The 20,303-nt window shown below is 67.6% G+C and carries 15 protein-coding genes; 7 read left to right on the plus strand and 8 right to left on the minus strand.

The annotated features are described in order from the left end of the window. Nucleotides 1-24: 24 nt before the first annotated feature. Together A5727_RS02070 and A5727_RS28320 are read right to left on the minus strand one after the other, a co-directional pair. Entirely contained in the window at nucleotides 25-4,467 is a 4,443-nt protein-coding gene (locus A5727_RS02070; protein ID WP_068243663.1) for a type VII secretion EssC family protein, read from the minus strand. After that, nucleotides 4,468-5,211, minus strand: a complete 744-nt coding sequence (locus A5727_RS28320; protein WP_353612239.1) for an RDD family protein — start codon at nucleotides 5,209-5,211, stop codon at nucleotides 4,468-4,470. 225 nt (nucleotides 5,212-5,436) lie between these two features. Here A5727_RS28320 and A5727_RS02080 point away from each other — a divergent pair, with 225 nt between their 5' ends. The 6 genes from A5727_RS02080 to A5727_RS02105 all read left to right on the plus strand — a co-directional run bounded on the left by A5727_RS02080 (nucleotide 5,437) and on the right by A5727_RS02105 (nucleotide 12,924). Continuing rightward, on the plus strand, nucleotides 5,437-5,772 hold the full coding sequence (locus A5727_RS02080; RefSeq protein ID WP_157521179.1) for a hypothetical protein: 336 nt from the start codon (nucleotides 5,437-5,439) through the stop codon (nucleotides 5,770-5,772). Nucleotides 5,773-5,962: 190 nt separating this feature from the next. After that, a complete protein-coding gene (locus A5727_RS02085; RefSeq protein ID WP_068243669.1) occupies nucleotides 5,963-8,350 on the plus strand; it encodes a DUF7159 family protein in 2,388 nt (795 codons plus the stop codon). Nucleotides 8,351-8,396: 46 nt separating this feature from the next. Further along, nucleotides 8,397-9,950 (plus strand): DUF7937 domain-containing protein, encoded by a 1,554-nt coding sequence (locus A5727_RS02090; RefSeq protein ID WP_231991920.1) that lies wholly within the window; start codon nucleotides 8,397-8,399, stop codon nucleotides 9,948-9,950. Nucleotides 9,951-9,995: 45 nt separating this feature from the next. Next, entirely contained in the window at nucleotides 9,996-10,697 is a 702-nt protein-coding gene (locus A5727_RS02095; RefSeq protein WP_082949555.1) for a vWA domain-containing protein, read from the plus strand. Next, nucleotides 10,694-11,611, plus strand: a complete 918-nt coding sequence (locus A5727_RS02100; protein ID WP_082949556.1) for a PP2C family serine/threonine-protein phosphatase — start codon at nucleotides 10,694-10,696, stop codon at nucleotides 11,609-11,611. Before A5727_RS02095 ends, A5727_RS02100 begins: the two co-directional genes overlap by 4 nt. Continuing rightward, the gene (locus A5727_RS02105) at nucleotides 11,608-12,924 is read left to right on the plus strand and encodes a hypothetical protein (protein WP_068243984.1); all 1,317 of its coding nucleotides are present in this window, start codon (nucleotides 11,608-11,610) and stop codon (nucleotides 12,922-12,924) included. The genes A5727_RS02100 and A5727_RS02105 overlap by 4 nt, the downstream gene beginning before the upstream one ends. A gap of 43 nt (nucleotides 12,925-12,967) precedes the next feature. On the opposite strand, the gene A5727_RS02110 is transcribed toward A5727_RS02105, so the two are convergent. The 3 genes from A5727_RS02110 to A5727_RS02120 all read right to left on the minus strand — a co-directional run bounded on the left by A5727_RS02110 (nucleotide 12,968) and on the right by A5727_RS02120 (nucleotide 15,160). Further along, nucleotides 12,968-13,582 carry a hypothetical protein gene (locus A5727_RS02110; protein ID WP_068243673.1) on the minus strand — a complete coding sequence of 205 codons (615 nt, stop codon included), beginning with the start codon at nucleotides 13,580-13,582 and terminating at the stop codon, nucleotides 12,968-12,970. Nucleotides 13,583-13,596: 14 nt separating this feature from the next. Beyond that, nucleotides 13,597-14,367, minus strand: a complete 771-nt coding sequence (locus A5727_RS02115; RefSeq protein ID WP_068243676.1) for a WXG100 family type VII secretion target — start codon at nucleotides 14,365-14,367, stop codon at nucleotides 13,597-13,599. A gap of 124 nt (nucleotides 14,368-14,491) precedes the next feature. Further along, complete coding sequence (locus A5727_RS02120; protein WP_068243682.1) at nucleotides 14,492-15,160, minus strand: response regulator; 669 nt, start codon at nucleotides 15,158-15,160, stop codon at nucleotides 14,492-14,494. A 158-nt stretch (nucleotides 15,161-15,318) separates the two neighbouring features. Between A5727_RS02120 and A5727_RS02125 the strand changes: the two genes are divergently transcribed. Next, the gene (locus A5727_RS02125; protein WP_068243686.1) at nucleotides 15,319-17,586 is read left to right on the plus strand and encodes a sensor histidine kinase; all 2,268 of its coding nucleotides are present in this window, start codon (nucleotides 15,319-15,321) and stop codon (nucleotides 17,584-17,586) included. A 59-nt stretch (nucleotides 17,587-17,645) separates the two neighbouring features. On the opposite strand, the gene A5727_RS02130 is transcribed toward A5727_RS02125, so the two are convergent. The 3 genes from A5727_RS02130 to A5727_RS02140 form a co-directional block, all read right to left on the minus strand. Beyond that, nucleotides 17,646-17,897, minus strand: coding sequence for a hypothetical protein (locus tag A5727_RS02130; protein WP_068243689.1), 252 nt, complete (start codon nucleotides 17,895-17,897; stop codon nucleotides 17,646-17,648). Nucleotides 17,898-18,332: 435 nt separating this feature from the next. After that, nucleotides 18,333-18,893 (minus strand): TIGR00645 family protein, encoded by a 561-nt coding sequence (locus A5727_RS02135; protein WP_068243692.1) that lies wholly within the window; start codon nucleotides 18,891-18,893, stop codon nucleotides 18,333-18,335. Between the two features lie 61 nt (nucleotides 18,894-18,954). Beyond that, nucleotides 18,955-20,256: an NtaA/DmoA family FMN-dependent monooxygenase gene (locus A5727_RS02140; RefSeq protein ID WP_068243695.1), complete on the minus strand. Its 1,302-nt coding sequence runs from the start codon at nucleotides 20,254-20,256 to the stop codon at nucleotides 18,955-18,957. Nucleotides 20,257-20,303: the final 47 nt, after the last annotated feature.

Below are 20,303 nucleotides of genomic sequence, written 5' to 3' on the forward strand. Positions count from 1 at the left end.
GGTTTCAGTCGTGATTGTGCTGGTCTAGACATCCGGTTGCGCCACCTGCAACCACACCCCCTTACCCCTCTCGACGAGAACTCCTCGGCCAGGCGGGAATTCACTGCGGCGCACCGCACCGATGGATGTGCTCAGCAGACCGTCCGCGTCCATGCCGTTGGGCCACAGCAGAAGCCCGCGCCGTGACGACTTGAACGGCTGCGCCAGCAGCCACGCCTGCCCCCAGGTGGACACCTCGGACTCGCCGACGATGAACGCAGTGTCGATGAGCGACTTGACCAGTTGGGCAAGATCGTTCTCCACATCCGTCCCACCGAAGTCCGCCACCCTCTCGATGACGATCATCAGGTTCGTTGACCGCGTGCTGTCGACCGTCGCGAGTTCCTCGACGCGGCGCATCACCGACTCCTGGCCGACGGCGGTGTCGTCCCACACGTTCAGGGCCGCGATGTTGGAACCGGAGGGCGCCAGATACACGATCCTGGTGTCCGGCCGCTGCCGTCGCACCGCCTGCGCCAGCGTGACCAACGCCGTCGAACGTCCGCTGCCGGGTGGTCCGGTCACCATGAAGACACCGGACGGATCGATTCCGATCGGCGAAAGTGATTCGTCGGCAACACCGATCACGGCCGCACCCGCTGCGGCAGTGTGTGGAAGAGACGTGAGCTGGATGTGCTCGGAAAGCCGTTCGACCGCAGCGGGCGGACGGAAACCCTGTGCGCGCATCCGGGCCGCCAGCTCGTCGATGGCGCGGGCCTGCACGGCGACGTTGGCGTCGCCGCCGAAGACTGCGACCTGGATCTCCAGTCCGTCCATGATGGCGCGGCCCTGCGGCGAGGTCGCCGACAGGATGTCTCCGGGCACACCTGCGAGCAGGTAGTCGTCGTCGGAGGCCAGTCGCATGACCAGCCGCTGCTGGATCGTCGACGCCAGCGACGACGGGATCGCCGCGGGCCGGTCCGCGGTGATGACGACGTGGATGCCCAGCATCCGGCCATCGGAGGCGAGCTGGCTGAGCATGGTGAAGAACGGCGTGTGGGAGACGTGTTCGTACTGTTCACGGAACGGGCCGATGGCATCGAGAAGCAGCAGCACGCGGGGCTCGTCGGGGTCGGCGAGCCGGCGGTACTCGCCGATCGTGGATGCGTTCACGCGGCTGAACCTGCGAATGCGGTCCTCCAGCAACGAGATCAGCCGGCGCAGCACCCGCCCGAGGCGCTCATCGTCGTCGGCGCCGATCACCGCTGCGACATGCGGCAGGGCCTCCAGCATCTTCAGGCTTCCTGAGGCGAAGTCCAGGGCGTACACGTGCACCGGGCCGTCGGTGGGGTCCAGCGCCGCGGAGATCGCCAGGGTCCGAAGCGCGGTCGACTTGCCCGCGCCGCCGGTGCCGATGATGGCCATGTTCCCCTGCTCGTCGGGGGAGAAGGTGCCGATGGGCTGCGTCTGTTCGGTCGGAACATCGGTCTTTCCGATCACCAACGCGCCCGAGCCGGACTGTCGGACAAGATCTTCGAGCGCGTACGTGCTCTCGAGCGAGGGAAGCCACGGCCGCCGGGGCGGCGGGATGCGCAACTGGACGGCGGCGGCCCTGATCGTCGACACCATCCGTGCGATGTCGGTCGGTCCCGACGGTGGTGCCACCGACTCGGCTTCGTGGGGGTTGTTCCAGGGGCGGCGCCGGCCGAACACGAACTCCCAGATGTCTATCGGCGCCTTCTGGGGTTGCTCGCTGGTGCGTCCGCCGACGTAGGCGGTCTGGAACGTCGTGAGACGGCCCGGCCCAGTCTTGGCCACCGCGCGGCCGGCGATCTCGGGCGGGAAGTGGGCGGCCAGAGGGTCCTCGATCACGTCGACGGAGTCATCGACATCGTTGAGGCGCAGTGCAATGCGGAGATTGGTGTTGGCCCGGAGATTGTCTTTGATGACGCCCGCGGGACGCTGGGTCGCCAACACCAGGTGCAGCCCCAGGGACCGGCCGCGCTGAGCGACGTCGATGACGCCGTCGACGAACTCGGGAACTTCGGAGGCCAGTGCGGCGAACTCGTCGACGATGATGACCAGGCTCGGTGGCGTGTCGGGGTCATCCCGCTGTTCCAGGGTGAGCAGGTCCTTGGCCTGCTTCTGGTTCAGCAGGGTCTCCCGCCGGCGGATTTCGGCGCCCAACGAGGTCAACGCGCGCCGGACCAGGTGCGGGGACAGGTCGGTGACCAGACCGACGGTGTGCGGCAGCCCGACGCAGTCGGCGAACGCGGTGCCGCCCTTGTAGTCCACCAACAGGAAGTTCACCCGGTCCGGGCTGTGCTCGACCGCCATGGCCATGATCCACGTCTGCAGGAATTCGCTCTTGCCCGAACCCGTGGTTCCGCCGACGAGGGCGTGCGGGCCGTGTGCCCGAAGGTCGAGATGGACCTCCCGCGCGCCTGCGGAGCCCACCAGGGCGCGCAGGTTCGCCGGTTCCGCGGTGGGGCGCGGCGGACCACTGCGGTTGAGCACCGACGCGTTCGACATCCACTGCTGGGCAATCACCGTCGGCTCCGTGGCGATGCCCTGGCCGGTGAGCGCCAGATAGGAGACGGAGCGAGGCAGATCCGTGTCGTCCTCCACGGTGGCGCCGGCGTCGACGACGGGTGCCAACAGCAGCGCGATCTGTCGGGAATCGGCGACCTCGATGCTGTCGCAGGCGACGGGGAAGCTGTGCTGACCGTGACGCACGTGGCCCACCGTCGCACCGTCGGTTGCGGACTCCACCAGCAGGAAGGTGCGGCAGGCGGCGGGCAGCCCGGCGAGCTCGTCCGCCACCCAGATCACATGGATCCCGACCGCTCCGCCCTGTTCAGCGAGCCGGGTCAGCCGAGAGCGGTCGATCGGTGCGGTGTCCTCGACCAGGACGACCACCGCGGGTGTGAACGGTGCGGCGCGGCGGTCGTCGGACGAGTCGGCCCGGATGGGCCCGAAATCGAAGTCGCCCCCGGCTTCGGCGGTCAACCTGCGATGTTTGAGCAGGTCTTCCAGTCGGGCCAGGAGGGCCTGACCGCCGCCCACACTGTCGGTGAGATGGTTGCTCGACAGTGGGCTGTGCGCGGAGCCGGTGTGCGGCAGCCACTCCAGCCATTCCCACGACGTCCGAGACTGCGGCGAACTGAACGCGGTCACGGTCAGGTCGGCGGGCGAGTGCAACCCCAGCAGCTGCATGACCACGCCCCGGGCGACGCCGTCGATCACCGCCCGCGGGCCGCAGATGCCCAGCGCCCCGCATTCGCGCAGGTCCGCAACGATCGGCACGTCGGTGACCCTGCTGAACTCCTGCCGCAGATCGTCCAGCTGCTGGACGTACCTGACTTCCGCGTCTCCGGTGTCCGACACCGTGATCCGGCATCGGGACGGAGCGTCACCGAGGCCCAGCCGCACGGTCAGGAAGCCCGCATGCTCGGGGCGGTGAGTCCACAGCAGCGGCCCCAACCGATGGATCGCTTCCACCACCTGGCTCAGGGCCGGCGCCTCGGTCAACCGCACCGCACGTTCGACGCGCTGGGTTTCGGTCAGCTTCTGCGCCAGCGCCCGCAGCGAGTCGGAGAACCGTCCCACTTCGTGCCGGTACTTCTTGCGCTCCTGCATCTTGGTGTCGACGTACATACCGATCATGAGCAGCGGGCTCAGACAGATGAACACCACCGACAGCATGCTGCGCGTCGCCGCGAACAGGACGACACCCATGGCCAGCGGAGCCAGCATCGACACGATCGGAAAGTGGGTGGGCTCGGGGAGCTGCGGTGGTTTCGGAGCGGCAAGCTCCTGATCGTCGAACCGAGCGACCACCCGGGGCGACCTGTTGAATTCGATGGCCACGCTGTCGTTCTGCGTGGTGCCGGGCCGCACGGTGAGCAGCACGGCGACCGCGGTGTCGGCCAGCTGCAGCACGTCGGTGGCGCCCACGGGAGCCCGTTGCACCGGCTGGCCACCGATTCGTACGCCCATCGGGCCGGCCAGGTTGACGATCTCGATGCCGTCGCGGATGCTGACGACGGCGTGGATGTCGGCGATTCCGTGGTCACTCAGGCAGATGTCGTTGGTGGCACCACGTCCGATCGACGAATTGCCGGACGGCAGAGGGAACTCCAGGCCCGCGTCGGGCCCCTCCAGGACCCTGAGCACCGCGACCGCGCGTCCGCGCCGACGACGCGGCGGAGCGGTGGGGGTGGGCGCGATGCTCACCGAGGAACCCGATCTCAGGCCGGAGTCGATGAGACTGCGGCTCGGGTCGAGAACCCTTGCCGCACCGGCCTTGTCGAACGACGCGTGCTCCACCTTGAGGGTCAGCCCGGTGCCGCCGGGTCGTCGGGACTGAACTGGGTCGCTGGCGGCCAATGCGGCGGCCACGTCACCGACCGACGCGGTGGCGTCCGCGGTGATCGCGACCTGAGCCCGGCTGCCGTCGGCACGGCACAGGATGATCTTGGCGTGCATCTACCCCTGCCTCGGCACCGGGACCGGAATCGGTGAGTGGACTCGAGTCAGGCCCCGATCGGGCGTGCGTCGCAGGGTGGTCTGCGGACGGGTGCCGAGCGGATTGACGCCCAAGGCCACGTCGAGCACGGTCAACCCGGAGATCCTGTCGTGCAGTCCCGTTTGTGTGCCTGACGAGAGCAGTGGCGGGAGCGCGGCCAGCCCGAACGTGCCGACGAGGACGAGGCTGCGCACCAGGGTGGCGGACAGGCCCGGTGGCTGGTGATCATCCGCTCGGACGAGGCGCAGGCCCAACATGGCCTTGCCGAAGGTGTTTCCGCTGAGCCCCTGCCAGATCTGCATCCACAACCAGACCGCGACGAAGGCGACCGGGATGACGATGTAGACCACTTCGGCCACGCCGAGCACGGCGGCGGCGGTGGTCAGCGGAAGTGCGGGACTCATCATGGCGGCGAGGTCCAGCAGGAATGACGCACCGCGGACCCCTTGACCGGCCGAGCGCAGTTCGTTCGGGGCCTGCGGCGCGCTGGCCGAATGTGCCTGCGGCGCAGTGGCCGACCGGCTGGACGCAGCCGGCCCCCGCGTGCGCCCCGGATGGAGTGGCGCGGTTGTACGGACGCTCAGGGTGTGGCCGCATACGGCGCAGAACCGACTGGTCGGGGGCAGGCCGGAACCGCAGTCGGGACATGAAATCCCCGCCGCGTCTGGCTGTCCTGGCATCGACCGTCTCCGTCCGGGCCGCATCGCGTGCAGCGTTATACGGCCGGAATACGACCGTGATGTGCGGTACCTGGACGCAGCGCCCGCACAGCGCGCGGCAGGGACCGATGGGAGAGAACCCTAATTCTTTGCCACACTTGGCGGGCGACGATCTGTGTCGCCCGATCGTACGATTGTCGGCGCCCGCGGCCGGGCAGCAGAGTGGACCGTGACTGGGCCGATCTGTGCCCGGATCGAGGAGGGAAGGCGTTGGAAGAATCGGCGCTGCCGCCCAGCAGGTACGGCGCGGGCCACCTGACCGCCGCCCCTGGTTCGGCGAATGCGACCCCTGCTGTGGTGGCACAGGTCGCGCCGCTGAACCGGCTCGCCGCGGTGTCGTTCGTGGCTGCTCTGTTCCTCGGTCTGGTGGTGGCTCCGCTGACGCTTCCCCTCTCCTGCCTGGCGAAACGTCAGATCCGGCTCTCCGGGGAGGGCGGCGCCAGCTTGGCCCTGGCCGCCACCCTCATCAGCGTCGTGTACCTGGTGATCGGCCTGGTGGTCGTCGGGTTGTACGCCCACCTGTCGGCAGCAGGCTTCCTCGGGTAGAGGCGGTTCCAGTGCCCGGGCGTCCGCCGAACGTTCGATACCCGTGCGGGTGGCGCCGATGTCAGGATTAGCCCAAGATGCTGAAGGACGTTTGCTGATTCGGTGAGAACCGGAGTTCACGGTGTGAGCACACCGCGGCGAACAGCGCTGCACAATTCGGCGGCGTGATTGGAGAGGCGGGGGTTTGTCAATGGATGTCACGCTCGGAGTGGCGGTGGACAGGGCGACGGCGCAGATCGCACTGCTTGATGCGGCACCACCACATGCGGTGATCGACCAGTCACACATCGATCTGATCGACGTGACCGCCGACTCGCTGGTGTCGACGCTGGTGTCGACGGACCACCTGCTTGCCGAAGCCGGGCATCGACTCGTGGGCACCACCGTCTGCAGTTCGGACAGTGACCGGGCCGCGGCACTTGTGGCTGCCCTGACGTCAGCGGGGCTGGCGCACGTCTCGACGGTGGCGAACTCGACTGCTGTGACCGCTGCGACGCACGCGCTGGTCGGCGAGGAGATCACGGCCGCACTGGTCAGCGATGGCGAGACCGCGGCACTGTCGATCGTCGACGCCGACGCCGACGTCACAGCGCTGATCGCAGTCGAGCAGGTTGTCGGCGGCGACCGCAACGCGGCCTTCCGGACGCTGTTGGAACGGTTCAGCGAGGAGCCCGGCGGGGCGACGAGCGTGATTCTGCTGGGCGCCCCTGGCGACGGTGCGGAGACCGATGTCCTCCGCCAGGCGTCACCGGTCCCGCTGCATGTCCCCGAGGGGCACGAATATGCCGTGGCGCGCGGCGCGGCGCTGGCCGGATTCCGCGCTCAGCACTCGATTCACGTAGAGAGTGAAGGTGATTCGCTCAGCGCGGCGGAGACGGTGATGAGCCCGCAGGCGCATCAGTTGGCGTACTCGGAGGTTGACGACGAGGAGGACCCCCACCTGGCGTCGGCGGTGCCCCTGCAGACGCCGATGCGGCTGATGAGCGTGGGCGACCCCGACGAGTTCGAGGTCGAGGAGGGCGAAGCGCCGGTGCACCGGCCACGAGTGCTGCTGCTGGGCAGCACCGTGGCAGCAGTCGTGGTGGTGGGCTTCGCCGCCCTCGCGGTCAGCGTTGCGATCGGAATTCGGCCTGCAGTCGACGCGCAGGCCGTTCGACTGACCGATGATTCGCTGGCGGGCAAGTACTTTCCAGTGGCGCCCGGTCAGGGCACCATGCCGGACCCGCCGGCCTGGACCGCGATCGAGGAGTTGCCGGCGCCCGGGGAGGTGACCGACGCTCGCACGCTGCGCCCTAAGCTGGTGAGTTCGACGCGCGCCATGGGCGATGCCGGCGCACCGATCATCAAGTACTACAACGACGGAACCATCGGACTGCAGAGCGCGCCGCTGGCCGGTGGCGGCATCCCCGGACCTGGCGTCGCGGCGCAGGCCCCGGAATACCTCACCCGGCTGATCCCGGACTTCAGTCGCTGGAGCCCCTGCCAGGTTCTGGCATTCGTCAGCAATGTTCGGATGATGGGTGAGACTGCGGCGGAAATGATGTCGCCGGGCAATCGAGCGGCGGCCAACAGCATCAGCAGAGCCGCGGACACCGCGTTCGGCGGCATCTCCGATCTGTCGGATCTGGGTGCCGTCGCGGTGGTTCAGAAGGACACAGGGCCGCTCTTCAGCGCCACGAAGAACGTCGCCGACGGTGTTCCGGACACCGACGCGATCCCGGTGCAACTGTTCGAGAAGGGCACCACGGAGCTGCCCACTGCGACGGTGGCCGACATGCTGCCCGTGGGCTCCAAGATCGTCGACACCAAGGTGCTCGAATCGTTGCCGACCACCGCAGGAGCCGAAAAGTCCAGCCCGGCATCGATTCTCACCGAGACTCTGTCGCCTGAGGTTGCGCAGTCACTGCCCGGTACCGAGGGATCAGCACCGATCGCCACACCCGATCTGAAACTGCCCCAGACCACTCCAGGCACCGACCTGACGACTGACGTTCCGGGAGGGAAGCTGCCCGGCACCGAACTGGGTGACGCGCCGCGGCCCCTCGAGATTCCCGGTGTGAACAAGCCGATTCTCGAGCCGCCGGTGCAGGCGCCGGTGGAGCCGCCGGCGAAGTTTGAGCTTCCGGGTGTGAACAAGCCGATTCTCGAGCCGCCGGTGCAGGCGCCGGTGGAGCCGCCGGCGAAGATTGAGCTTCCGGGTGTGAACAAGCCGATCCTCGAGCCACCGGTGCAGGCGCCGGTCAGCCCACCCAAGGTCATCGATCCGCCGAAGCCGGTCATCGATGTCCCGAAGCCGGTGATCGACCTGCCGAAGCCGGTGATCAACCTGCCGAAGCCGGTGATCGAGGCGCCGAAGCCGGTGATCGAAGCGCCGGTTCAGGCTCCGGCCGACATTCCGGTCCCGGCGCCGGCTCCGAAGTTCGAACTGCCGATCCCGAAGCTGCCGATTCCCGCGCCAGTCGCACCGCCCCCGCCGGTGGACGTGCCGTCGGCACCGGAAGTTCCCTCGATCCCCATTCCGACGCTGCCCGAACTGCCGAAACTGCCATTCGGTGGCAGCCTGTTCGGCAACGGGTGACAGAGGCGCGGGGACTGTGTTGACGAACCAAGCTCATCGGCCGAACGTGATCCGTGACGGCGTTGCGGCCGCGCTGCTCGTCCTGGCGGCGCTGCTGCCCTGGAACATTCGATTCGGCATCGGCATCTCGGAATCGTCCGGGTGGATGTTCGGCCTGCTGGTCGTGGTGACCCTGGTGGCGCTGACCGCGCTGGTGCGAAGCCATGCCGGACCCGCGCGCGCCGACGGCGACGCGAGCGCGCTGAACCGGTTGCGACTGATCCTGAGCGTTCCGTATATCGCACTGGTGCTGGGGTTTCTGGTCTGGGCCGTGGTGGAGTCCTTCAGCACAGGGGGCACCGCCGAGGTGCCGCCCGGCGTCGGCCCAGGGGCGTGGATCGGGCTGGCGGGTGCTCTGCTGGCTGCCCAGCCCGTGCTGTCGGTGACATCCGCGGCGAACTGCGCTGAGACCGCCACCCGGTTGTGCCGGATCATCGGTCACTCGGCACTGGCGCTGGCGGTGGTGGCGGTGCTGGCGAACATCTACTGGCGCACGCGTTTTGTGGTGCCCGACATCGGCGACGCCGACACGGGCGTACAGAATCTGGTCGTCGCGGTGACCGCGGTGCTCTACGGGGTGGTGAACCTGTTGCCGATGATCCTGACGGCTCGATGGATCACCGCGTCGAATGCCGCGGCCCGTTTGGCGACGACCCTGCTGGCCGTGGCAGCATGCGCGGCAGGCGTGTTCGTCTGGGTCCTGCCGGTGGGGCGGGAACTGGACGCGTTCCACGGTATCGCGCAGAACACGTCGACGGTGGGCGTCGGGTTCGAGGGCTACCTGGCCTGGGCCGCCACGGCCGCCATCGTCGGCGGGGGCGTCGTGTTGGCCGCCGCGTCCGCCGGGGGAGCCGATCTCTGGCGCGCCGCAGCGCGAAAATGCCTGCTGCTCATCGCCGTGTGGTGTGGCGGCACAGCCCTGCAGCGGATCGCCGACCTCATGCTGTCCGCAGTGCTGGATCTTCCCGACCCGCCCTACATCGGTGCCACCCTGATGTCGTTCGACCTCGCCGCCGCCCTGCTGGCGATGTGGCTGTACGTCAACACCTCTCGCAGAGTCGCCGCCCCGCGGCTGTTGCTGACGCTGCTCTATGGAGTCCTCTTTGCGCTCACGGTGTGCCGTGTGATTCTCGGCGTCGCGTTGGTGCCCCGGGTACCTCCGCTGAATCCCGCCGTGATCACCGATGTCTACGGCAACACCCTGAATCAACAGATCACCAGTACGTTCGACGTGGCGTTGTGTGCAGTGGGATTGGCGCTGCTGGTGATCGCCTTCGTCACCGGTGCCGTGGTCAGCGCAAAACCGGTTCGGCGGCAGCGTGCCGTGGTGCAGGCCGCGAAGGAGGATTCGGCGGACTCGGTGGCGTCCACCACGGCGATCGCGGCTCCCGCCGAGCCCGAAGGCTCCGCCACGGCGCGGATCTTCCCGTCGGAGTCGGAATCGACTCCGGGCACCCCGGACCGGGTGGCCGACGTGTTGGCCCAATCCACGCAGCGGTTCGCCGCGGGAACCACCTACGGCACCACCAACCCATCCGGCCCACGCAACACCGACCAGTGAGAAGATCTCCCCGGAATCCGACGGAGTCGGGAAGGGGCTGCGGTGGTGTCTGATTGGGAATGGTCGGTCGAACTCAATGACGCCAACCCGGATCCCCGGGTGGCCTGCGTCGTCCTGGCTGATGTGTCGGGCTCGATGCAGGGTGAGCCCATCCAAGCGCTCGAGCGCGGATTCGCGGCCTTCACCAGTTACCTGCACAACGAGACGCTGGCCAGCAAGCGCGTCGAGGTGGCCGTCGTGACGTTCGGAACCGTGGCCACCGTTCTGGTTCCCATGCAGGAGGCGCGCAGCCTGCACCCCGTGCCGTTCACGGCGTCGGGCACCACGAACATGGCCGCGGGCATCGACCTGGCCCTGGACATCATCGAAGACCGCAAGCACGCTTACAAGGTCGCCGGGCTGCAGTACTACCGGCCTTGGATCCTGGTGTTGACGGACGGAAAGCCGAATCTCGATGGTTTCGATCAGGCCGTGGCACGCCTCAACGCCGCCGAAAGCGCTCGTGGCGTCACAGTTTTCGCTGTCGGCGCCGGCCCGCGGGTGGACTATCAGCAGCTGTCGCGACTGTCGGTGCAGCGCAGTCCGGCCCCGCTGGACGGCCTGAAGTACGCCGAGTTGTTCGAGTGGCTTTCGGCATCGCTGAGCAGTGTGTCGAACTCCTCGGAGTTCGCCCGGGATGACCAGGCCCTCGGGTCGATGAATGACCGGATCGCGCTGCCATCGGTCAGCGGGTGGACGAGCGCATGACCACGGTCTGCCGGGACGGCCGGCAGGACGGCTTCGGCTGGGCGGTGTGCGGGGCTTCGGTGACCGGACAGGAGCATGAGCGCCGGGGTCTGGGCTGTGACGATGCCTACAGTTACGGCGTTGCAGGCGATTTCATCGTTGCCGCGGTGGCCGACGGAGCAGGATCGGTGACCGGGACGTCGGCGTGGGGTGCGCACGCCGCCTGCCGCAGTGTGCTCGACCGTGCCCTGCAGCCTCGATTCATCGAGGATTACCGCATCGCCACCCCCGATCGGGCGAAGCAGATGCTGCGGTGGCTGTTCGACGGCGCGCTGGAGCGCGTCACGGCCCAGGCCGGGGCGCTCGGCCTCGACGTCGTGCTGCTGTCGACCACCCTGAGCGTGGCCGTGGTTGACCGCAGGCTGGCCAGCTTCGGGCAGATCGGCGACGGGGTGATCGCAGCCGACCTCGACGGCGGGGTGGAGACGCTGTTGGTGGAGCCGAAGGACGAGTACGCCAACACCACGTCGTTCCTTCAGTCCGAACGAGCCCTCGAGAATGCGTTTCGCACCACCGTGCGCACCGGCGTCACGGCGTTCGCCCTCAGCACCGACGGCATGAGCTACAAGATCACCAACATCGCCACGGGCGAGCCCTACGAGCCGTTCTTCCGCGGCTCGTGGCAGCACGTTCGCGCCGGGACCGGCGCCGATCAGCTTGCGGCGCTGCTGCGAGGCATCACCGACGACCAGACCGGAGACGACAAGACGTTGGTGTTGGCGGCGACCGAGCCGGAATCGGCCGTCGTCTCACCCGGCCCGTTCCGCACGCAGTGGTCCGACCCGCCGTCACCGGAGGACATTATGACGAATCCTGCACCGCAGCCGGTTTCGCAGTCGTCACGGGCGAAGCGTCGCCCCCGGTGGTGGCGATGACGACCGGCCCCATCGAATCCGCAGCGCAGCGCGCGCTGCTGTCCACCGGTGTCCCGATCACGTTGTATCCGGTCCTCGCCAAGGCGGGCGAGGGCACGGTGCACGGCGTGCTGGAGCGGCCGGACCTGGCCGCCAAGGTGTTTCACCCCGAACTGAAGGAGCTGCCGGCCAAGCTCGACAAGGTCGCCGCCATGATCGCCTCACCGCCACGGGGCGCCGTGCAGCCCAACGGCTTTGTCGTGCTGACCTGGCCCTCCGACCTGATCTTCGACGGCGACCGGCCGATCGGTTTCGTCATGCCCCGCATCTCCACCGAGACCTCGGTCGAGATCCACATCATGAGCAACCCGTCCAACCGGGAGGACCCCCTGCCCGGCGCGCCGCAGTGGACGCGGCACGCCACCTGGGGACACCTGGTCAACACGGCCGCCAACCTGTGCCTCGCCGTCGAGGTCGTGCATCGAGTGGACGCGGTGATCGGGGATTTCCAGGAACGCAACATCCTGGTCTCCGACGCCACCCAGGTGACGCTGGTGGACTGCGACTCGATGCAGTTCACCGACACCGCGGGCCGACGATTCCTCTGCGGTGTCGGGCGACCCGAGTTCACCGCCCCGGAGCTGGCCGGCGCGAACCTGCGAACCCAGCCGCGCCACCAGACCTCCGACCTGTTCGCGCTCGCCGTGCACATCCACCAACTGCTCATGGCCGGTAACCACCCCTTCATGCGGGGCACCTGGGTCGGCGGTGGCGAACAGCCCGACGCGCTGACGTTGGCACGGTCGGGCAATTGGGCGGGCGGGCCGGACTCGCTGCTGCACACCCATCCGCTGGCACCACCCCTGAGCTTCCTGCCAGTGGAGGTCCAACAGCTGTTCGTGCGCGCCTTCACCGATGGGGTGCGGGATCCCGCGGCCCGGCCGACCGCGCGGGAGTGGCGGGAGCACCTGCTGGGAATCTCGTTGACCGGGTGCCCATCCGGTCGACATCGGGTGCCCAGCGCCGCGCGGCACTGTCCCTGGTGCGCGATCGACCATGAGCGCCGTACCCGTCGGCACGCACAGGGATCGCCGCGCACCACGGGTCCTCGCCCGGTCCTGGCGGCACACTCCCACACCGGGCCGCAACGGGTTCCCGGCGGCGCTGCGCGCAGACCGGTGGCCGCGCAACGTAAACCTGCCGAGGGGGGCCTGGGTGTCAGCCCGAAGGTCATCATCGCGGGACTGGTCACCGTGGTGGTGATCGTGGTCGGCCTTGCCGCGTTCATCATCTGGGCGGTGCTCAGCGGCGCATCCACTTTCGGCACCGGATAGTCCGGCGTGGAGCCGCCCGCGAAGCCTCAGCGCGGTGCGACCTTCACGCGGTCGACAGCTCGAACGCCGTGCGGATCAACTGCGCATCCCACTCGATGACGGCCGCGCCGCAGACCGTGCCGCTGATCCTCTCCCGGCCCAGCACGAGGCGGTCGTCGGCGTGCGTGCCCAGTCGGACCACGCACGCCCACTTCGCCCCCGCGGCAGTGTCTGCGAAGAAGTCTCCGCGGTAGGTCTTCTCGGCGAGCTCGATCACCGCCTCCGCGGCCTCGTCGCCGGTCGCCGCCCGCAGGGCGTGAACGCCTGCGGCGGTGGTGGAGTCGACGACCCAGCCGTCCTGCGTGCGCGCCGCGGTCACCGATGCGCCACCGAGCGCCGTATGGTTCGCCGCGGGGGCGAGATAGGCGCCGATCCGCACTGTCGCGTCGAGGAAGGCCGCCACGTCCTGGGCGATCAACTCGTGCGGACGTACACCGGGTTGGGCGGCGTCGCCGCCCGCGAGCCGGCGCACCATCAGCGAGCGCATCCCCCGCACCCCGGCCCGGGTCAGTTCATCAGAGGTGGCCGTGACGGTGGGCAGCCCGAGCGGCCACGGCCGGCCGTCGGCGACACAGAGGGCGACGATCTCGTCATCGGTGAGCAGTGCGGTCTCTTCCATGGGGGTTGACTCCTTCACCAGGGCAACAGATTTGAGAACAGCTTCGGCACGTATCCGACAACGGCGCGGCGCGCGGCCTCGAAGGCATCCCCCGGATGCTCGGCGAGATAGTCCACTGTGGTCCGTAGACCGGACTCGCTGAAGTCGGTCCGCGCAGCCGCGGTGAGCACATCGCCCCACTGCGACAACGCGACACCGGAGAGATAGCCCACCGGGGTGCCCTGAGACTTCAGCAGGCCGCCCGCAACGTCGGTCGCCGAGCCTGCCGCGTCGAGCATCTTCTCGCCATCGCTGATCCGGTCGTCCGCGACCAGGCCGAGAGCATCCAGGAGCGGCACCGCCGCCACGTCGTCGAACCGGCCGAGAAGCGCGTCCCACGTGATGGGCCACAACGCGTTTGACCTGAGGAAGTCGCGAATGTCAACCAGCGGATTGTCGTTCGAGGTGTCGATCATCGGGTAGGGCAGGATGTGGGTCAACGACGGAGGAAGCCCGGAGGCCGTGACTGCGGCGCCGCCATCGGCGCGGCTCGCCTGGACCTGATCGGTGGCGTTTCGTTCGACGGCGCTTGCGGTTTCACGCAGGGTGGCGACCGCCGAGCGCATCAGGCCCTGTGATTCGCCGTGCCACTGCGACCGATACCGGTCGGCGTCGGGGCCTGACCAACCCACCCCGGACAGCTGACTGGTGACCGAACCGGACGCGGACTCGAGTCTGTCGGCGGCCTGCCGCAGGGTGTGCGCGAGCGTCCGAAGCTGGTCGACGTCGGCGCCAACCACGCCCATCGGACCCCCTGGTGCTGTGTGTGCCGTATCCGCCTCATCACACCAACATCCGGTGCGGTTGCGCTATCGACCCTTCGGACGACAGTCATGATGACCGGTGCGGGCATTCGGCGTGTCCGGGTGCTCAGAGGTCGTTGAGGCTCAGGATCCCGTCCTCGATGGCGCGGGCGAGCAGCGCCGACTTGGTGGGTGCGGGCCGTCCGATGGACGCGTACTTCGCGCGCGCCCGCTGGAGGTGTGTCCGCACCGTGGTCGGCGCGATGTACAGACGCTGTCCCACCAAATCCTTGCTCTCGGTCTGGAACCAGGCGATCAGCACCTCCTTTTCACGCTCGGAGAGCCGAATGCGTCCCAGGGTGTTGTCATTCAACAATGCTTTTCCCATTCGCGGCCCGACGTACGGCGTGGTGGAATGTGCGGCATGGATGGCGTCGATGAGATGGCGCTTTCCCTCCGACTTGGTCAGGTACGTCACGGCCCCGAGATCGAGACAGGTCAATATGACCTCGTCGGCAGTGAGATGCGAATAGACGATGACGCGGTGTCCCGATCTGCACAATTCAGCCAATGTGTCGAAGTCCGGCCTGTTGCCTTCGATCTGCAGGTCGAGAAGCACCACATCGACCGCAGAGGCGTGCTCGTCGTGCCAGGTCAGGAATCCGCTGGGCGTGGTGAAACTGGCCAGCAGATTGATCTCCGGCTCTGCATCGGCGCACCAAGCTTCGATACCGGCGTGCACCACGTCATGATCGTCAATCACGGCAATCGTAACTGGTTGCACATTCAACGACATCACCCCTTTGGTCCACGCCCCAATTCGTCCGTCTGCTCATTCGGACGGCTTTCGAAGGACAGATCGTAATCGACAAATGGCTTCCGCGACGCGGGTGCGTTGACGGGGATGACAAAAACGGAACTCCGGCCAATGATCCACCGCCGTATGGTCTGCGCATGGGCGAACTGAACGGTGCCGGCGAGCGGGCGGGATTCGATGCCGCGCGCCGGCAGTTGGGTCGGCGTGCTGCGATGGTCGGCCTGCTGATGCGCGGGGTCGTCAACGCGGTGGTCGCCATCGTGGCACTGGCTGACCCCGATTCCGCCGCACGTGCGCCCGGCAGATGGCTGCTCGGCGTCGTCGCGGTGTGGTCGTTGTACCGCATCGCAAGCCGATCGGTGCGTGTTGGGCCCGCAGTGGTCGACTATGGCCTGGTGATCGGAGTCTGCCTTGCCATTCCGTTTCTCGTGCCGGACAACGACTTCCACCTTTCCAACAACGCGCCGCTGGCCATCGCCGGCACCGCGGTCATCGGGTTCTCGGTGGCGGTGCGGCCGCGCGTGAGCCTGCCACTGGCGCTGGGAATTGCCATCAGCTACGCCTGTGGAAGCGCGGCGGTCCTCGGCTGGGGGCAGGTGAGTTCCGTTGCCGCACTGTACTATTTCGCGCTCCAGTGGTGCACAGCCGCGCTCATTCGATACATGGTCCTGCGCATCGCCGCTGCGGTCGACCAGGCCCGAGCGGCACGCCAGTCGGCCGAGACGGATCGAGAGGTCGGTGCGGCCGTCCGGTCCTTCGAACGAGAGCAGCTGGCGCTGCTCCATGACACCGCCGCATCCACGCTGATGATGGCGGGACAGGGGGCGGCGATCCCGCCGGAGCGGTTGGCCGATCAGGCCCGTCGGGATCTCGGTCTGCTCTCGGATGGGGGATGGAACGCCCCGCCCCCGCGTGCCGAGATCGTGCGGGCTCTGCGGGAGTGTGCCACCCATCTGCAGACCCCGGTGGAGTTCGACGGAGTCGACGAGCTGTGGGTGGAGGGCCTGTCCGCAGAACCGGTGATCGCGGCGGCGCGCGAGGTGATGAACAACGTCGACCGGCACTCACGGGCGTCTCTGCTGCGGATCACCGTCACCTCCACCGCGGTCCGGCTGTCCGACGACGGGGTGGGGTTCGACCCCGATGCGCCCCGGCTCGGCCATGGCGTCACCGACTCGATCCTCGGAAGAATGCAGCGGGCCGGCGGCCGAGCCACCGTGCGGTCGGCGCCCGGCGCCGGCACCGACGTCGAGCTGTCCTGGGCGGCATGGCCCACGCAGTCCTCGGCGGGCCATGCGTCGGACCCGGACAGCCTCATCGAACGTGTCCGTGTCCGCTACGGTCTGGCGCTGATGGCGTACGCGTTGCTCAATCTGGCCTTCGCGGTGCCCTACGCCGGCGTCGATGGGACTTCCGGCTGGTTCGGCATCCTGTTGGTGATCGTCGCCGCCGTCGCGACGTTGGCGGCAGTCCCCAGGATTGTGTGCCGCAGCCGGACCCTGGGCGCGAGGTGGGCGGCGGCGGCCGCCCTGCTCGCAGTCGCGGTCCTGCAGCCCATGGTGATCGCGCCCAATCTGGTCGGTGGGCACGCACATTGGGCGCAGAATGCGATCGGGTGGTGCTTGATTCCGATGCTGCTCGACCTTCCGGTGCGACGCGGCGTGGCGATCGTCACGGGGTACTGGGTGGTGGGCGCCGTGGTCGTGCTGATCTGTCAGCCGTCGGCTGCGGCGCTGGTCAACATCGGCCTGGGCACGGCCAGCATCCTGAGCGTCCAGATTTTCGCGCTGGTGTTCAACGGACTCGTGCAGCAGGCCGCTCGGGAGGTGCAGAGCGAAACGCAGGCCAGCCGGCGGGTCATCGCGCGTCTGCGGATCCAGCAGGCGGTCCGCGCCGAGTACCAGCGGCGGTATGCCGACCTGGTCGACAACGTGCTGCCGCTGCTGCGCGAGTTGAGCACCGGGGCGCCGGTCACCAGGGACCTGCAGCGCCGGGCGCGGGCCGAGTCGCGCCGCCTGCGTGTACTTTTCGACCAGGCGACCGCCTTTGGCCATCCGCTGATGCAGCATCTCCGCACCCTCGTCGACGAGGCGGAGGCGCGGGGCGTGGAGGTCCAGGTGGACCTCGCCGGTGACCTTCCCGACCTCGCCGATGAGCAGATCGAGGAGTTCGCGGTTCCATTGCAGCGTGCGGCGGAGGCCGCGCAAACCTTCCTGCGGCTGGTCGTCAGCGGGGCGCCAGAGGCGGTGAGCGTCAGCATCGTGTGCGACCCGGGGCCGGACAGGCATGCGCTTGTGCGCCAGTTGAGTGAGTCGCCGACCGGGCCGGAGGTTGTCCAAGCGGGGCACACGCTGTGGATAGAAGTCCGCTGCGCGACTGGAACTCTGGCCGATGACCGCTGTTGAACCCCTCCTCCGAGGGTGTTGCGGCCCCCACGTTGGCGCTGCGTTGACTGTTTCCATGGTCAGGGGATGCGCGGCGCCTGGGCCGGGTCACTGACGTTGACGACATAGCAGTTCGATCCGCCGAAGCCCATGCCGTGGCCGCTGTCGCAGCGGGTGAAGTTCCCGAGTTGATCGATGGGCCCGTCACAGCGTTGTCCTCCGCCGAAGATGCTGATGAAGGCGCTCTGGCATCCTGCTGTGGCCGGACCGGCCATTGCGATGCCGCCGCTGGCGAGCACGCCCGCAATGCCGGCGATGATCACTGTCCGCATGGGTTTCTCCTTTTCGGCGGCCGAAAAAAATTGCATGAACGAATTCTTTTCGGAATGGATTGGTGGCCGAAAAGTTACGCCGTGAGCCGGTGTCGAAAAAGGTTCGGAGAGGTCTTTGATACGTTGGGATTACAGCGTGAATGTCGATTAGTACGTACGTATTACACGGCGTTGGGCCGAATGGGAACCGATATGATCCCACCATTGACTTTGGCCCCAGCTGTCCCATCAATGGTGAAGAACCTGCTGCTCAGCGCGATTCGTACGTTCGGTGGACGCGCGGCGGCACCAAGATTTCCTAGCCTGATGACGTCGACGCCGAGGGCCTGTGTGTGGGGGGTGGGCCCTCGGCGAATCGGCGCTCAGGAATGGCACGGTGGGACGCATTCACACATTCCATGAAAATGGAGGAAGTGTGCCGCAGTGCTGGGCGAGTCAGTGATTCAGAGACGCGACCCGCGCAGAGATCCAGTCAACGAAAGCCAATCCGATGGCCGAGGCGATGAAGGCCATGTGGATGATGGTCTGCCACTTCAACGTCTCGGGGGAGAGGTTCTCGGCGTTGATGAACGACTTCAGCAGATGGATCGACGAGATGCCGATGATCGACATCGCCAGCTTGACCTTGAGCACGTTGGGGTTGACGTGGCTGAGCCATTCGGGCTTGTCGGGATGGGTGTCCATCCGGATCCGGGAGACGAACGTCTCGTAACCGCCGATGATCACCATGATCAGCAGGTTGGCGATCATCACGACGTCGACCAGACCCAGGACGATCAGCATCACCGACGCCTCGTCGAGATGGTTGAAGTCCTTGGCCAGGTGGATCAGTTCCTTCCAGAACACCACCACGTAGACGGCCTGAGCGATGATCAGCCCGAGGTACAGCGGTGCCTGCAGCCAGCGGCTGACGAAGATCGCTGAGCCGATGACGCTTGTGAACGAGCGGAACGGCGGCTGGGCGGGGGCTGGGGTGCGCTGGTCGATCTCAGTCATAGCGCAGCGATCTTAACCGGCAGGTCAGACCGACAGGTCTGGCCGGAGGGTGCCCGGCGGGTCAGAATTCGCGCAGGTGGTCGCGCAGCATCGTGGTGGTGTACTCGGTGCGGGTCAGCCCGCGGCGCTGCAGCTGGGGCACCAGTCCCTCGGTGATCTCGGCGACATAGCGGCGGTTCAGGCGCATCACCGGCGTGGTGAGCAGGAAGCCGTCGCCGCCGACCGCTGCCATCACCTCACCCATCTCCTCGGCCACCTCGGCTGGGGTGCCGACGAACGGGGTGTGGCTGAAAAGCCCGCTGCCGGTGACGAGTTCCCGCAGTGTCTTGTCCTCGCCGCCGGCCATGAACGCCGCAAGGGTGCCGCGTTCGCCGTTGGTGGTCAGGTCCTCCGGCAGCGGCTGGTCGAGATCGAAGGCCGCGAAATCGATCTCGGTGATCGAGGACAGCTCGGCCAGCATGTACTCGATGTTCTCCGGGTCGTTGAACCAGCGCTCCCGCTTGGCGACCGCCTCGTCGTGGGTGTCGGCGACGACGGGGGAGGCCAGATAGAGCACCTTGCATTCAGACGGGTCGCGGCCGATCGCCCGCATCCGGGCGTGGATGTCGTCGCGGTACTCCTTCATCGCCTCCACGGTGTTGGCGGGGGAGACGATCGTGTCGGCGTACCGTGCGGCAAGCGCGCGTCCCGGCGGCGATGCCCCGGCCTGAGCGATGGTGGGCCGGTACTGCGGCGACGGCGCGGTGTTCAGCGGACCGCGGCATCGGTAGTACTTGCCCTCGAAGTCGACCGTGTGGACCTTCTTGTGGTTGGCGTACGTCCCGGTCAGATGGTCGCGTTCGACGGCGTCCGGATCCCAGGACTCCCAGAGCCGGCTGACCAGGTCGAGATACTCCGATGCCCGGGCGTACCTCTCGTCGTGCTCATACAGACGGTCCAGGCCGAAGTTCTGGGCGGACCGGTCCTCGGCCGAGGTGACCACGTTCCAGCCGAACCGGCCTCGGGCGATGTGGTCGACGGTGCTGCACAGGCGGGCCAACAGAAACGGAGGGTAGAAGCTGGTCGACATGGTGGGCACCACGCCGATCCTCGTGGTGGCAGCCGCCATCAGCACAGCCAGTGGCACCGGATCGTGTTTAGGGTTCACCCCGTGCTTGAGGTCGTACTCCATGGTGCCGCCGTAAGCCGTTGACACCATCAGCTTGTCCTCGATCAGGATGTAATCGAACTTTGCGCGCTCCAGGGACTTCGCCACCTCGACGTAGAAGTCGCCGGTGAAATCCTTCCCGCCGTCGCCCCAGGTTCCCTTCCACTCGTCGGCGACGAAGTTCAGAAACCAGCCCAGATGGAATTTGTCGGTCACGGGTCACAGGTAAGCCGGATCGGATTACCGGTCCGTGTCGTCGCGGA

This window comes from Mycobacterium sp. ACS4331 (genome assembly GCF_001667265.1).
Taxonomy (GTDB): domain Bacteria; phylum Actinomycetota; class Actinomycetes; order Mycobacteriales; family Mycobacteriaceae; genus Mycobacterium.

Excerpts from the sequence above, each read along its gene's own strand:
- A5727_RS02070 (WP_068243663.1), bottom strand. The coding sequence starts at position 4,467 with ATGCACGCCAAGATCATCCTGTGCCGTGCCGACGGCAGCCGGGCTCAG.
- A5727_RS02110 (WP_068243673.1), bottom strand. The coding sequence starts at position 13,582 with ATGGAAGAGACCGCACTGCTCACCGATGACGAGATCGTCGCCCTCTGT.
- A5727_RS28320 (WP_353612239.1), bottom strand. The coding sequence starts at position 5,211 with ATGCGGCCCGGACGGAGACGGTCGATGCCAGGACAGCCAGACGCGGCG.
- A5727_RS02115 (WP_068243676.1), bottom strand. The coding sequence starts at position 14,367 with ATGGGCGTGGTTGGCGCCGACGTCGACCAGCTTCGGACGCTCGCGCAC.
- A5727_RS02085 (WP_068243669.1), top strand. The coding sequence starts at position 5,963 with ATGGATGTCACGCTCGGAGTGGCGGTGGACAGGGCGACGGCGCAGATC.
- A5727_RS02100 (WP_082949556.1), top strand. The coding sequence starts at position 10,694 with ATGACCACGGTCTGCCGGGACGGCCGGCAGGACGGCTTCGGCTGGGCG.
- A5727_RS02125 (WP_068243686.1), top strand. The coding sequence starts at position 15,319 with ATGGGCGAACTGAACGGTGCCGGCGAGCGGGCGGGATTCGATGCCGCG.
- A5727_RS02120 (WP_068243682.1), bottom strand. The coding sequence starts at position 15,160 with ATGTCGTTGAATGTGCAACCAGTTACGATTGCCGTGATTGACGATCAT.
- A5727_RS02105 (WP_068243984.1), top strand. The coding sequence starts at position 11,608 with ATGACGACCGGCCCCATCGAATCCGCAGCGCAGCGCGCGCTGCTGTCC.
- A5727_RS02130 (WP_068243689.1), bottom strand. The coding sequence starts at position 17,897 with ATGCGGACAGTGATCATCGCCGGCATTGCGGGCGTGCTCGCCAGCGGC.
- A5727_RS02135 (WP_068243692.1), bottom strand. The coding sequence starts at position 18,893 with ATGACTGAGATCGACCAGCGCACCCCAGCCCCCGCCCAGCCGCCGTTC.